Here is a 13,481-nt window from a genome sequence, read left to right on the forward strand (position 1 = left end):
TCGGCCCGTACGGGTGAATTCGCCGGGCCCGCGAAGGAACGACCGCACCCTCCTTGTCGCTCTGTAGCGACGGCAGTACGTTCCGTCACACGACATGGGACGTGGGATGTCCTGTGGATGACGCCGATGCCTCGAAGGGCAGGCCGGATCATGACGTCACTCCTGCGCGCACACTCCATCCCCCACCGCAGACCCCGGCGGCGCCGCGCCCTCGCCGCCCTCACCACGCTGGCGGTCCTCGCGCTCGCGCTGCTCCCCGCCGCCCCCGCGGGCGCCGCCACCGACCGGGCCGCGCCCCCGCCCGGCGGCTTCGACCAGCGGACCCTCTTCAGCGCGGCCCAGGACCCGGGCTACGCCTGCTTCCGTATCCCGGCGGTCGTCCGCTCCGTCCGGGGCACCCTGCTCGCCTTCGCCGAGGGCCGGGTGCACGACTGCGGCGACGCCGGGGACATCGACCTCGTCCTCAAACGCTCCGCCGACGGCGGCCGCACCTGGGGCCCGCTCCAGGTGGTCAACGAAGGCGGCGGCGACACCCACGGCAATCCGGCGCCGGTCGTGGACCGCCGTACCGGCCGCATCGTCCTCGCCGAGACGTACAACAAGGGCCGCACCGACGGCCTGAACTGCACGATGCCGTGCGAACGCACCCCGCACCTGCAGTACAGCGACGACGACGGCGCCACCTGGTCGGCGCCGCGCGACCTGAGCCGCTCCCTGCGCCCCGCACGCTGGAACGCCTGGTACGCGACGGGCCCGGTGCACGGCATCCAGCTCACCCGGGGCCGCCACGCCGGACGGCTCGTCCTGGGGGTCAACGCCGAGAGCTACGCCGACGGCCGGATCACCGCCAACCACGCCGCGCTGGTCCACAGCGACGACGGCGGCACCACCTGGCGCGTCGGCGCCACCGACACCTGGCCGGTCGCCGCCGACGGCACATTCCGCCAGAAACCGTCCGAGATGACGCTGCTGGAGCGCGCCGACGGCGCGGTCTACGTCAACGCCCGCGAACAGGACGGCACGGACCTCGGCAACCGCACCGAGGCGGTCAGCCGCGACGGCGGCGCGTCCTTCACGCACCCGTTCCGGACGCTGCCCGGCTTCCTCGCGCCGATGGTGCAGGCGTCGGTGCTCCGGCTGCCCGCCCCCGGCGGCAGCCGCCGCACCCTCCTCGCCGCCCCCGCCGACCCGGACCGCCGCCGCGCCATGACGCTCCGCTCCTCGTACGACGAGGGCCGCACCTGGGAGGAGGCCGACGAGGGCGTCCGCATCACCGGCGACTGGTCCGGCTACTCCGACCTGGTCCCCGTCGCCCCCGGCCTGACCGGGCTGTTCTACGAGGCGGGCACCGCCGACGCCCGCGACGAGATGCGGTTCGCCCGCTTCACCGACGCCTGGCTCGGGCCACGCCGCCCGCCCGGCCCCACCACCGAGGACCGCGCCCCCGGCGCCCGCCCGGCCACCGTCCTCGGCGGGGCCCGTACCACACCGGGCGTCCTCGGCCGGGCGCTGGCCTTCGACGGCGCCGACGACGCGGTCCGCGTCCCCTTCCGCACCTCACTGCCGCTGGACGACGCGGCGTTCACCTGCGCCTTGTGGTTCCGCTACGAGGCGAGCGGCGGGGAGCAGCCGCTGCTGTGGATGGGCGGTTCGGGCGGCCGGTCCCCGCAGGTCACCCTTGTCGGCGACCCGGCCCGCGACCGGATCACGGCGACCGTGACCGCCGTCGCGGGCGCCGCGCCGCCGGCCACCGCGACGGTGGCGACGGCGGGCGCGTACAACGACGGCCGCTGGCATCTGCTGGCGCTGCGCCGCACCGGCGGCCGGCTGCTGCTGACGGTGGACGCCACAACGACGGCCGCACCGGACGTGCCGGGTTCGGTCAGCCGCGGCTCGTCCTTCGGCGTCCGCCTCGGCACGCGCCTCGACGGCCGCGCCCACCTCACCGGCGCCCTGGACGCGGTGGCCGTGTACCGCCGGGCCCTGTCCGACGCCGACCTGACCGCCCTGCGCACCACCGGCCGCGCACCGTCCGGCCCCCTCGTGCTCGGCCTCGCCCTGGACCGGGTGACGACGCCCTGACGGAAGCGGGCCGCGTCGGCGGCGGCCCTACCGGGACTCCCCGGCGCCGACCGGCTCACCGGCCGGTGAGCCGCCCGCCGGGGAATCCCCCGGGGAGTCCGCCGCCGGCCCCTCCGGGGAGTCCACCGGCCCGTCCGCCTCCGCCCGTGCCGCGTACCGCTTCGCCAGCACCGCGCAGACCATCAGCTGCATCTGGTGGAAGAGCATCAGCGGCAACACCGCCAGGCCCGCCTGGGCGCCGAAGAGGACGCTGGCCATCGGCAACCCGGCGGCCAGGCTCTTCTTCGAACCGGCGAAGGTGATCGCGATCCGGTCGGCCCGCCCGAAGCCCAGCTTCCGGGAGCCGTACGACGTCAGGGTCAGCATGATCGCGAGCAGCAGCCCGAGGACACCGAGGAGGACCAGCAGCCGCAGCGGCGAGACCTGGTGCCAGATCCCGGCGCTCACCCCGGCGCTGAAGGCGCTGTAGACGACCAGCAGGATCGAGCCGCGGTCGACGAAGCCGAGGACCTTCTTGTGCCGGGTGAGGAACCCGCTGATCCAGCGGCGCAGCACCTGCCCCGCCACGAACGGCAGCAGCAGCTGGCAGACGATCGAGACCAGCGCGCCACCGGAGACACCGGGCCCCTCACCGTCCAGGACGAGCGCGGCGAGCAGCGGGGTGACGACGATGCCGACGAGGCTGGAGAACGATCCGGCGCAGATCGCCGCCGCGACGTTGCCGCGCGCGATGGAGGTGAACGCGATCGACGACTGGATCGTGGACGGCACCAGGCACAGGAAGAGCACCCCGGTGTACAGCCCGCCCGGCAGCACGTAGGGCACCAGCCCGCGGGCGGCCAGACCGAGCAGCGGGAAGAGCACGAACGTGCAGGCCAGGACGGTCAGATGGAGCCGCCAGTGGCGCAGGCCCGCCATCGCCTCGGCGGTGGAGAGCCGGGCTCCGTAGAGGAAGAAGAGGAAGGAGACGGCTCCGGTGGCGGCGAAGTCGGCGACGGTGGCGCCCGCGCCGGTGGCCGGCCACAGCGCGGCGATCCCGACGGTGGCGAGGAGCGCCAGGATGTATCCGTCCACGGGGAGCCAGGAAGGAAGGGCGAGGGCAGGGCGGCGCATGGTCTCACTTCGGGTCGGTGACATTCGGACGGCGGCATGGACGGTGCCCTCTCCAGCGTGCCGGGGCCCACGGATATCGGGAACCCCGTTCGCCGCGCTCACTGTGATGCCGGAACGTGATTACCATGATCCCACCGGCCCGTTCCGGCCACACCGCTCCCCCGCATCGCGGCCCCCGGTGGCCGGATCGCCACCCACCCGAGGTGCCCGTGTTCGACCCCGCGCAGCTGCGTACGTTCCTGACCGTCGCGCAGACCCTGAGCTTCACCCAGGCCGCGCACCGTATGGGGCTGCGGCAGTCCACCGTCAGCCAGCACGTGCGGAAGCTGGAGGAGGCCGCCGGCCGGCGGCTGTTCGCGCGGGACACCCACGGTGTGGAGCTGACCGAGGACGGCGAGGCGATGCTCGGCTTCGCCCGCACGATCCTGGAGGCGAACGAGCGCGCCGCCGGCTTCTTCACCGGCACCCGGCTGCGCGGGCGGCTGCGGTTCGGCGCGTCCGAGGACTTCGTCCTGACGCGGCTGCCGGAGGTCCTGGAAGGGTTCCGCCGCGACCACCCCGAGGTCGATCTGGAGCTGACCGTCGAACTCTCCGGCACCCTCCACGAACTGCTGGCGGCCGGGCGGCTCGACCTCGTCCTGGCCAAGCGGCGCCCGGAGGGGCCCGGGGGCCGGCTGGTGTGGCGGGACCGGCTGGTGTGGGTCGGCAGCGACCGGCTGCGGCTCGATCCGCAGCGCCCGGTGCCGCTGGTCGTCTTCCCGCCGCCCGCGGTCACCCGCGCACGGGCGCTGGAGCGCCTGGAGGAGCACGGCCGCCCCTGGCGCATCACCTGCACCAGCGGCAGCCTCAACGGACTGGTCGCCGCCGCCCGCGCCGGGCTCGGCGTGATGGCACACACCCGCGGCATGATCCCGCCGGGCCTGGTGCGGATGACACCCCGGGCGGGCCTGCCGGAGCTGGGCGGGGTGGACTTCGTCCTGCTGCACGGGCGGCGCGCCACCGCCGCCGCCCGTGGCCCCGCCGAGGCGCTGGCCGACGCGATCCTGGCCGGGGGCGACCGGTTGCAGCTGCCGTGACGGACGGTCACCCAAGGCCCCGGCTTCCGGCCCGTCCGGCGACCGCGGATTCACCCTCGCGGTGCAGAGATTCGGTGCAGATACGGTCCCGGGGTCGTGATCGTTCCGCAGGGAGACGACCGGTGCATGTCCGCTCTTCCGGGGAGTGGTCCGATTCCTCCGGAGGTCCGCCGGGCGGCCCGGCCCGCTCGGAGGACGGTAACGCCCTGTCGCGGAGCGATGCCGTGGGGTACGGTCGCGGCCGTGTGAGGAGTACCACAAGGAGCGGGTCATTGCGCGAGTTCACCGTGGAGCCGTTGGCGACCGGGCCCCGGGTCGGCGGGCTGGCGGACAGCGTCTTCGACCAGGCGGCACGCGATCCGGAGCGGATCGTGCTCGCCCGTAAGGACGCCGAGGGGCGCTGGCAGGACGTCAGCGCCGCACGCTTCCGGGACGAGGTCATGGCGCTCGCCAAGGGGCTGCTCGCCCAGGGCGTCCGCTTCGGCGACCGGGTCGGCATCATGTCCCGCACCCGCTACGAATGGACCGTCTTCGACTTCGCCGTCTGGTCGATCGGCGGCCAGTCCGTACCGCTGTACCCGACGTCCTCCGCCGAGCAGGTCTTCTGGATGCTGCACGACGCGGGCGTGACCGCCTGTCTGGTGGAGCACGAGGACCACGCGATGACCGTCGGCTCGGTCATCGGCCGGCTGCCGCGGCTGCGCCGCCTGTGGCAGCTGGACGCGGACCCGGTGGCCGAACTGACCGCGGCCGGCGCGCACCTCGACGACGACGTGGTGCACCGCCACCGGATGGCCGTCACCCCGGACGCCATCGCCACCGTCATCTACACCTCGGGCACCACCGGCCGCCCCAAGGGCTGCGTGCTGACCCACGCCAACTTCATGGCCGAGGCGGACAACATCATCGAGCGGTACGAGGCGGCGTTCCACTCCCGGCCCGGCGACGAGGCGTCCACCCTGCTGTTCCTGCCGCTGTCGCACGTCTTCGGCCGGATGGTCGAGGTCGCCGCCCTGCGCGGCAAGGTCAAGCTGGCCCACCAGCCGGAGCTGAGCGCCCGCGCCCTCCTGCCCGACCTGCGGACCTTCCGGCCCACCTTCATCCTGGCCGTGCCGTACGTCTTCGAGAAGGTCTTCGCGGCGGCCCGGCGGCAGGCGGAGGCCGAGGGCCGGGAGGGGCCGTTCGACAAGGCCGTCGATGTCGCGGTCCGCTACGCCGAGGCCCTGGAGCGCAAGGCGTTCGGCACCGGCCCCGGGCCGGGCGCCGCCCTGCGGATGCAGCACCAGTTCTTCGACAAGGTCGTCTACAGCAAGGTCCGGGAGGCGCTGGGCGGCCGGGTGCGGAACGCGATGTCCGGCGGCTCCCGTATGGAGCGCCGCCTCGGCCTGTTCTTCGCCGGCGCCGGGGTCCGCATCTTCGAGGGGTACGGCCTGACGGAGTCGACCGCCGCCGCGATCGCCAATCCGCCCGAGCGGACGCGGTTCGGCACCGTCGGCATCCCCGTCCCCGGTATCACCGTCCATGTGGCGGACGACGGGGAGATCTGGCTGCGCGGTGACCAGATCTTCCAGGGGTACCTGGGTGATCCGCAGGGCTCCGGCGCCGTCCTGCACAACGGCTGGTTCGCCACGGGTGACCTCGGCGCCCTCGACGAGGACGGCTACCTGACGATCACCGGCCGCAAGAAGGAGGTGCTGGTCACCTCCGGCGGCAAGACCCTCTCACCGGTGGTCCTGGAGGACCGGGTCCGGGCGCATCCCCTGGTGGCGCAGTGCCTCGTCGTCGGCAACGACCGGCCGTTCGTCGCGGCGCTGGTGACGCTGGACCCGGAGGCCGTGAGCCACTGGCTGACGATGCGCGGCAAACCCGATATGCGCCCGGTGGAGCTGGTGCGGGACCCGGATCTGGAGACGGAGATCCGGCGCGCCGTGGTCGCCGCGAACACCCTGGTGTCGCAGGCCGAGTCGATCCGGACGTTCCGGATACTGGCCCATCAGTTCAGCGAGGCGCAGGGGCTGCTGACGCCGTCGCTGAAGCTGAAGCGGAAGGCCATAGAGGCGGCGTACACGGCCGAGGTGGAGGCGCTCTACCGGGGCTGAGGTCCCAGCCCGGCGGGGTCGGGCGGGCAGCGGGCCGGTGACCGGACCGGCGGGGGGGGGACGAGGCCGCCGGGCGGAATTTTTCTGCTCCGTGGGGAATGCGCGGCGGCGGAAGATCGTTCTTCCTTCCGCACCACCTCCCCCGCAACGTAAGGATCGATCCCTGTGAGCCAGGTCCCCACCATCACGCTCAACAACGGCGTCGCGATGCCGCAGCTCGGGTTCGGCGTCTGGCAGGTGCCGGACGACGAAGCGACCGTCGCCGTGGGCCACGCCCTGGAGGCGGGCTACCGCAGCATCGACACCGCCGCGATCTACGGCAACGAAGAGGGCACCGGCAAGGCGCTCGCCGCCTCCGGCATCCCCCGTGACGAGCTGTTCGTCACCACCAAGCTGTGGAACGCCGAGCAGGGCTACGACGCCACGCTGCGCGCCTTCGACGCCTCCCTGGACAAGCTGGGGCTGGACCACGTCGACCTCTACCTGATCCACTGGCCGCTGCCGGCCAAGGACACCTACGTCGACACCTACCGCGCCTTCGAGAAGATCTACGAGGAGGGCCGCGCCCGCGCCATCGGCGTCTCCAACTTCCTCCCCGCCCACCTGGAGCGGCTGCTGGGCGAGACCTCCGTCGTCCCGGCGGTCAACCAGATCGAGCTGCACCCGTACTTCCCGCAGGCCGAGGCCCGCGCGGTGCACGCCCGGCACGGCATCGCGACGGAGGCGTGGTCGCCGCTGGGCCAGGGCAAGGAGCTGCTGTCCGAGCCGGTCCTCGCAGAGATCGCGGCGAAGCACGGTGTGACGCCCGCCAAGGTGGTGCTGCGCTGGCACCTCCAGCTCGGCAACGTCGTCATCCCGAAGTCGGTCACGCCGTCGCGGATCGCCGCCAACATCGACGTCTTCGGCTTCACGCTGGACGACGCCGACCTCGCGGCCCTCGCCGGTCTCGACAACGGCACCCGCCTCGGCCCGGACCCGGCCACGTTCGACGTGGTCTGAGCCCGCCGGGCGCGCGAGGGCGCCGCCGCCCCGGTCTGCCGGGCGGCGGCGCGCTCGCGGTGCGGACGGTGTGGCCTACGGGCAGGCCGGCGGTTTGCGGTGGTGGCCGCTGCCCGGTTCCTCCGCCGGGGCGGGGCGCGGCGGCGCGGGCGGCTCGATCTGGCGCACCAGCTGGTGGAACGAGAGCAGCGCGGTGATCGGCGGCAGTCCGGCGACGCTGATGGCGGAGAGCGTCAGCGGGGCGTGCGCGACGCACAGCACGACGGCGAGCGCGGAGAAGAGGATCACCACGCACCACGAGTGCGCGACGCGGCGGCCGTTGACGGAGGCGCGCAGGATGGCGATGGACGCGACCATCCAGGGGCCGTAGATCAGCAGCGGCCACAGGTCGGCGAGGCCGCCGGAGGCGCCCTGGGAGGCGAGGGCGCGCAGCGGCGCGTAGCAGACCATGGCGCCCAGCACGCTGATCATCACGGCGGTCAGCGCGGCGACGGCGGCGCTCACCCGCCGCGCCCAGGACCGCAGCCGGGCGCCGTCGGCGCGGTGGACACCGGGCCGGTGCTGCCGGGTGCGCGCATGGCTGATGGCGGGCCCGGCGGGTGGCGGCGCCGGATATCCGGCGCCCGTGTGCGGGTCGTGGGGCGCCGGTCCGTCGGTCTCCCACACCGGGACGTTCTCCCAGGCGACCGCCTCGAACCCGTAGGGGTCCGGCTGGGGTGCGAACAGCGGGATGCCGACCTGGGGTTCGGCGTCCCGGACCGTACGGGAGAAGGCGCCGTGGCTCGGCACGAATTCATCGGTCTGCTGTGCCGGGATGTAGGTCTGGGTCTCGTGCACGTCATGTCTTTCGGGAGAAGGCCCGGCCGGGACGCGCGTGCGCCGCGGGCCCGCTCCGGCGGCCTGCGCCGGGGCGGGCCCGCGGGGGCGGGGCCGGGTCGGGTGAGGGACGTGGTTCGCGGGGGACGTTCACGGGCGGAGCGCGGTGCCGGGCCGCCCCCGGGCCGCGGCGCCGGACGCCCGGGGACGTGTGCCGGCTCGGTGGCGCCCGCGTATACGCCGGGACCGGGCGGACGTACGGCGGGCGGGCGGCGGGCCCGCGCAGGCACCGCGGCGGCCGGCGGGACGGCGGCGGGGCGGCCCGCCGGGTCCGGCGGCTCGGCGCGCGGCGGGGCCTCCCGGCCGCGCGCGGTCACTGGCGCGTGCTGACGTCACGCCCGGACCAACGAACAAACCGGCCAGTCGTACATGCTGCATTCGAGTGATGCGGGTGCACACGGAATCGCGAACGGGTTCGGCCGGTCGGCGGAGCGCGCCGTGTCGCACGCGCGTCGTCCGGCCGAACGGCCGCGGGGGCCGTCGGGTGGTGCCCGGCGGGTGGTTCAGCGGCGGCAGCGGCGGCGCCGGCGGCAGCAGCCCCAGCGTGCGCCGGAGCCCAGGAGGCCCAGCCCGATGCCGAGCATCCAGCTGTCCTTGGCGAGCGGGATGCCGTTCTGGGTGGGGCGCAGGCTGCCGGGCTCGCGCATGCCGGGGGTGCGGAGGTAGAGGCCGACGAGACCGGCGGAGAAGCCGGTGAGGCCGAGTCCGGCGAGGCGGCTGGGGACGGCGGGGACCAGCAGCGCGCTGCCGACGGCCACCTCCGTCCAGGCCAGCAGCCGGACGAAGGTGCCCGGTTCGAGCTTCTCCAGGAACGGGTACGCGGTGCAGGCCATGCCGTGGATCCCGGCGGCGGTCTCCTCGTCGGCCTTCAGTTTGCCCAGGCCGGAGTTGAGGAGGAACGCGCCGGTGGCCAGGCGCGGGGCGACGTCACGTGGTTCGGGCACCAGCTTCATCGAAGCCTCCCTGGATCGGGTCGTCGGTCCCCCGGTCGAGCGTAACCAGGGGCCGCCGGGGCTGCCATGCCACCGGTGCCGGGCGGCGTTCGGGGGCGGCCGTGCGCCCCGGTCGCCGGGCGGGCGGCGTTCCGGGGCGCGGGGCGGCGGCCGGGGTTCTCCGTTCCTCGTGGGGCCGTGGCGTCCGGTGCGGGCCGTCCGCGGACGGGGCGGCGGGCCGCCGTGCGGTGCGGCACCGGTGAGCCGGAGGGGTGCCCCTACCGTGCGCGGGCCGCGTGCACGGTCTGGGCGGCGAGGAGGAAGACGTCGGGGCGGCGGGCGAGGCCGGCCGGGTCGTCGGGGTCGAGGAGGCGGGTGACGGCGGCGAGGTCGTCGGGGGCGAGGTCCTCGCCGAACGCCTCGGCGGCGCGGGCCAGTCCGGTGCTCACGTACGCGCGGCCCTCGGCGGAGAGCGGGGCGGGCAGGTCGACGAGGAAGCTGCGGCTGTGCGGGGTGGTGAGTCCGGCGTCGGTGAGGAAGGCCGGCCAGTCCTCGACGGTGTTCTCGGCGCCGGGCAGCGAGGCCCGCATCCGGGCGAACCACTCCTCGTTCGCCGCCTCCAGCCGTGCCTGGAGTCCCGGGCGGCCCAGTCCGATGTCGCGGGGCAGGAAGCGCTGCGGCAGGCCGCCTTCGGAGACGGCGAGGACGCCGCCGGGACGCAGGTGGCGGGCGAGAGCGGCGACGGCGCGCCGCTGGTCGCCGACGTGGTGCAGGGTCCGGCTGGTCCAGATGAGGTCGGCGTCGCCCACGGGTCCGGTCGGGTGGCCGCCGGGGTCGGCGGGCGCGTCGCCGGGCGGGCCGTCCAGGCCGTCGGGGAGTTCGGCGCGGTGGGTGGTGACGCGGCCGGTGAGGCCGAGGGCGGCGGCTCGGGCGCGGGCGCGGTCCAGCAGGGCGGGCGTCGGGTCGATCGCGACGACCTCCGCCTCCGGGAACGCGCGGGCCAGCAGGCAGGTGGCGACGCCGGGGCCGCTGCCGACGTCGAGGACGCGGCGGACGGGGGCGTCCTGCGGGGTGAGGGTGCGCAGCCACGCGGCGGCCTGTTCGAAGACGGCGGAGTGGAGTTCGGCGCCGCTCTCCAGGAGCGGGCCCATCACCTCCCAGTCCATGTCGGCGTCGCCGTGGCGGTGTCCGGGGGCGTGCCCGCCGTGGCCGTGCGCGGGGGTGTGCGGGTGGGCGGTGCCGGGGGCGTCGTCGTGCGTCATGGGGTGAGCCTGGACCGGTCGCCGAGGGGAGGCAAGCTTCGTTGCCGGTCCGGCAAGGCCGCCGGTGGCGGGAAGATACTCCCTGGTGGCGGCGGTCCGGGGCGGACGCCATAGGGTCGGCCGGATGGGAACTCCGGTATGGATGCCGCCGACGGACACCGAGCGGCGGCTGTGTGAGGCGACGGCGCGGGGCGATCTGCAGGCTCAGGTCGCGGCCGTGGCGGGCGAGGATCTCTACCTGGCGGCGCCGCAGCCGGGCCAGGATCCGCTGCCGGTCTACGACGACCCGGTGGCCGGCGGGACGTGTCTGCCGGTGCTGACGCGGGGCATGCTGCCGCCCTGGCAGCCGCAGCAGTTCTTCGACCGGGTCTCGGTCGAAGAGCTGGCGCAGGACTGGCCGAACGACAAGTGGCGACTGGCGGTCAACCCGGGGACGCCGGCGGCCGCGTACCTCCCGGCGACGCCCGCGCACCGTACGGGCTGGCTCCAGGCGCGCGCCCACGTCGGCGTCCGCCCCGGCGGGCTGCTGACCACGCTCGCCGCCGGGCCGCTGCACGGGCCGTCGGCGCAGGGCCTGGCCTGCGGGGCGCCGCTCGCGGTCCACCACAGCGTGCCGTGGAACGAGCTGGGCACCCTCGTCCTCGACCACGCCACGGACGCGCAGACGCTGCGCGAGCAGTGGTCGGTGACCGATCCGGCGTCCTGGCAGGAGCGGCTGGAGCAGCTGCTCGGCGGCCACTTCCTGCCCGCGGACACCGAGGCGGCCCTCCGCGCCCGCCGGGGCGACGCCGGCGGCGGGGCGGCCGGCGGCGAGGTGCCCGAGCTGGTGACGCGGTACGAGGAGCGGCTGCGTACGGAGGGGGTTCTGGCGGCGGACGGGCAGGTGGCCTCGGTGCTGGCGCTGGACCTCGCCCACGCGGTGGATCTCGTCCGGCGGGGCCTGAGCGCGCGGCTGTGCGCCCCGCCGCAGGCCGAGGAGGCGGTACGGCGGGCCGGGGCGGTGGCCCGGGAGGCGTACGACTCCTGGGAGGGGTACGCGGCCGGGTACACGCTGGGCCGGCTGCTCGCCTTCGACAACGGCTGGTTCGGCCCCGCGTACGCCGGGACGCTGCATGTGCACCGGGTGCTCACCCAGGACCCGGCGTCGCCCTGGCGGGGGCTGGCGTTCGGCTGAGGGCGGGGCGTGAGCTGGGGACTTCGGCCGGGGCGGGTGAGGCGGGCGGTACGCGGCGGGCATCGGCCTCCGCCCGCGTCGGCCGGATCCGGTGACCGGACGGGCCGGACCGGACCGCCCGGCCGATGACGGGCGGGCAGGAAGCGGGCCGGGCGGCGGTCCGGCGGCACGCGGGGCGGCGGCACGCGGGGCGGCGTGGCGGCGCTCCGGCACCGCTCGGCGGATCGGCCAGAGTGGGCGTATGGATACCGCCGTATGTCTCTTCACCTCCGACCTCCGGGTCCACGATCAGCCGGTGCTGCGGGCGGCGGTGCGCGCCGCGGAGCGGGTGGTGCCGCTGTTCGTCGTGGACGCGGGGGTGGCGGCGGCCGGGTTCGTGACGGCGAACCGGGCCGCCTTCCTGGCCCAGGCGCTGGCCGGTCTCGATGCGCGGTTGCGCTCCCGGGGCGGGCGGCTGGTCATCCGTACGGGTGAGGTGGTGGCCGAGACCTGCAAGGTGGCGGCGGAGTGCGGTGCCGGGCAGGTGCATCTGGCGGCGGGGGTGTCCGGCTACGCGGCGCGGCGGGAGCGGCGGCTCGGCCGTGAACTCGCCGCGGCGGGGCGGCGGTTGGTGGTGCACGACGCGGTGATCACGGCGGTGCCGCCGGGCGCGGTGGTCCCCTCGGGCGGTTCCCGTTCCGGGGCGGGCAAGGACCATTTCGCGGTGTTCACACCGTACTTCCGGCGGTGGCGGGCCGAGGGGACGCGCCCGGTGGTGGCCGCGCCGCGCGCCCTGACGGTGCCGGACGGGGTGCGCTCGGCGGCGCTGCCGACGGCCGGGCAGCTCTGCCCCGGGGGCCGCCCCTCGCCGGGCCTCCCGGAGGGCGGTGAGACGGCCGGGCGGCGCCGCTTCGCCGCCTGGCAGCGGGCGGGGATGGCCGCCTACGCGGACCGGCACGACGATCTGCCGGGCGACGCCACCTCACGCCTGTCGCCGTATCTGCACTTCGGGTGCGTCTCCCCGGTGGAGCTGGTCCGCAAGGCGGCGGCGCGGGACGACGCGGGGGCCGCCGCCTTCGTACGGCAGCTGGCCTGGCGGGACTTCCACCATCAGGTGCTGGCGGCGCGTCCGGCGGCGGCGTGGGAGGACTACCGGCCCCGGGGCGACCACTGGCGGGGCGACGGCGCGGAGGCGGCGGCCTGGCGGGCGGGGCGTACCGGCTATCCGGTGGTCGACGCGGCGATGCGGCAGTTGCGGCACGAGGGGTGGATGCACAACCGCGCCCGGCTGCTGGCCGCGAGTTTCCTGACGAAGACGTTGTACGTGGACTGGCGGGTCGGGGCGCGGCACTTCCTCGATCTGCTGGTGGACGGCGATGTCGCCGACAACCAGCTGAACTGGCAGTGGGCGGCGGGCACCGGCACCGACACCCGCCCCCACCGCGTCCTCAACCCGGTCACCCAGGGCCGCCGTTTCGACCCGGACGGCGCGTACGTACGCCGCTGGGTACCGGAGTTGGCCGGTCTGCCGGGCTCCGCCGTCCACCGCCCGTGGCGGCTGGATCCCGGGGAACGGGCCGCGCTGGACTACCCGCCCCCGCTGATCGACCTCACCGACGGCCTGGCCCGCTTCCGCCGGGCGAGGGGGCTGGAGGCGGACTGAGCACGGCGGACGCCCGCCGCGGGTGGGCCCGGCGGCCGTGACCCCGCGGCGGGGCGGAGACCGGGTGCCGGGGCAAGGGCGGCGGCCGGGAGGGGACTTGGCCGCCGTCCCGGGCGAGGCGGGGCACGGTCGCAGCGTGGCCGGAACGGACCCGGTGGCCACCGGTGGCCACCCCGGGCGAACGGCCCCCCAGGGGGCGCCCGTCGGCCGGCCGCGCCCCGGTGCG

At 75.5% G+C, this 13,481-nt stretch carries 10 protein-coding genes; 6 read left to right on the forward strand and 4 right to left on the reverse strand.

From position 1 onward, the window contains the following. The first annotated feature begins 150 nt into the window (after positions 1–150). On the forward strand, positions 151–2,082 hold the full coding sequence (locus ACZ4M8_RS23680; RefSeq protein ID WP_467610414.1) for an exo-alpha-sialidase: 1,932 nt from the start codon (positions 151–153) through the stop codon (positions 2,080–2,082). Between the two features lie 27 nt (positions 2,083–2,109). On the opposite strand, the gene ACZ4M8_RS23685 is transcribed toward ACZ4M8_RS23680, so the two are convergent. Further along, a complete protein-coding gene (locus ACZ4M8_RS23685; RefSeq protein ID WP_467610416.1) occupies positions 2,110–3,195 on the reverse strand; it encodes a bile acid:sodium symporter family protein in 1,086 nt (361 codons plus the stop codon). A gap of 209 nt (positions 3,196–3,404) precedes the next feature. Between ACZ4M8_RS23685 and ACZ4M8_RS23690 the strand changes: the two genes are divergently transcribed. From ACZ4M8_RS23690 to ACZ4M8_RS23700, 3 genes are all read left to right on the forward strand, one after another. After that, a complete protein-coding gene (locus ACZ4M8_RS23690; protein ID WP_467610622.1) occupies positions 3,405–4,271 on the forward strand; it encodes a LysR family transcriptional regulator in 867 nt (288 codons plus the stop codon). A gap of 272 nt (positions 4,272–4,543) precedes the next feature. Continuing rightward, a complete protein-coding gene (locus ACZ4M8_RS23695; RefSeq protein WP_467610418.1) occupies positions 4,544–6,370 on the forward strand; it encodes an AMP-dependent synthetase/ligase in 1,827 nt (608 codons plus the stop codon). A gap of 165 nt (positions 6,371–6,535) precedes the next feature. Beyond that, complete coding sequence (locus tag ACZ4M8_RS23700; RefSeq protein ID WP_467610420.1) at positions 6,536–7,369, forward strand: aldo/keto reductase; 834 nt, start codon at positions 6,536–6,538, stop codon at positions 7,367–7,369. A 75-nt stretch (positions 7,370–7,444) separates the two neighbouring features. On the opposite strand, the gene ACZ4M8_RS23705 is transcribed toward ACZ4M8_RS23700, so the two are convergent. From ACZ4M8_RS23705 to ACZ4M8_RS23715, 3 genes are all read right to left on the reverse strand, one after another. Further along, positions 7,445–8,206, reverse strand: a complete 762-nt coding sequence (locus tag ACZ4M8_RS23705; RefSeq protein ID WP_467610422.1) for a DUF2637 domain-containing protein — start codon at positions 8,204–8,206, stop codon at positions 7,445–7,447. Positions 8,207–8,748: 542 nt separating this feature from the next. Continuing rightward, the gene (locus ACZ4M8_RS23710; protein ID WP_467610424.1) at positions 8,749–9,198 is read right to left on the reverse strand and encodes a hypothetical protein; all 450 of its coding nucleotides are present in this window, start codon (positions 9,196–9,198) and stop codon (positions 8,749–8,751) included. Positions 9,199–9,455: 257 nt separating this feature from the next. Continuing rightward, the gene (locus ACZ4M8_RS23715) at positions 9,456–10,439 is read right to left on the reverse strand and encodes a class I SAM-dependent methyltransferase (RefSeq protein WP_467610426.1); all 984 of its coding nucleotides are present in this window, start codon (positions 10,437–10,439) and stop codon (positions 9,456–9,458) included. 142 nt (positions 10,440–10,581) lie between these two features. On the opposite strand from ACZ4M8_RS23715, the gene ACZ4M8_RS23720 reads away from it, so the two are divergent. Both ACZ4M8_RS23720 and ACZ4M8_RS23725 read left to right on the forward strand, forming a co-directional pair. Continuing rightward, positions 10,582–11,613, forward strand: coding sequence for a DUF1266 domain-containing protein (locus tag ACZ4M8_RS23720; RefSeq protein ID WP_467610624.1), 1,032 nt, complete (start codon positions 10,582–10,584; stop codon positions 11,611–11,613). A 241-nt stretch (positions 11,614–11,854) separates the two neighbouring features. Beyond that, positions 11,855–13,255, forward strand: a complete 1,401-nt coding sequence (locus ACZ4M8_RS23725; RefSeq protein WP_467610427.1) for a cryptochrome/photolyase family protein — start codon at positions 11,855–11,857, stop codon at positions 13,253–13,255. Positions 13,256–13,481: the final 226 nt, after the last annotated feature.

The sequence above is a fragment of the Streptomyces sp. NPDC027185 genome (assembly GCF_055567035.1).

Bases quoted from the DNA above. Each gene is read 5' to 3' on its own strand.
- ACZ4M8_RS23710 (WP_467610424.1), bottom strand. From the start codon at position 9,198: ATGAAGCTGGTGCCCGAACCACGTGACGTCGCCCCGCGCCTGGCCACC.
- ACZ4M8_RS23685 (WP_467610416.1), bottom strand. From the start codon at position 3,195: ATGCGCCGCCCTGCCCTCGCCCTTCCTTCCTGGCTCCCCGTGGACGGA.
- ACZ4M8_RS23680 (WP_467610414.1), top strand. From the start codon at position 151: ATGACGTCACTCCTGCGCGCACACTCCATCCCCCACCGCAGACCCCGG.
- ACZ4M8_RS23720 (WP_467610624.1), top strand. From the start codon at position 10,582: ATGCCGCCGACGGACACCGAGCGGCGGCTGTGTGAGGCGACGGCGCGG.
- ACZ4M8_RS23725 (WP_467610427.1), top strand. From the start codon at position 11,855: ATGGATACCGCCGTATGTCTCTTCACCTCCGACCTCCGGGTCCACGAT.
- ACZ4M8_RS23715 (WP_467610426.1), bottom strand. From the start codon at position 10,439: ATGACGCACGACGACGCCCCCGGCACCGCCCACCCGCACACCCCCGCG.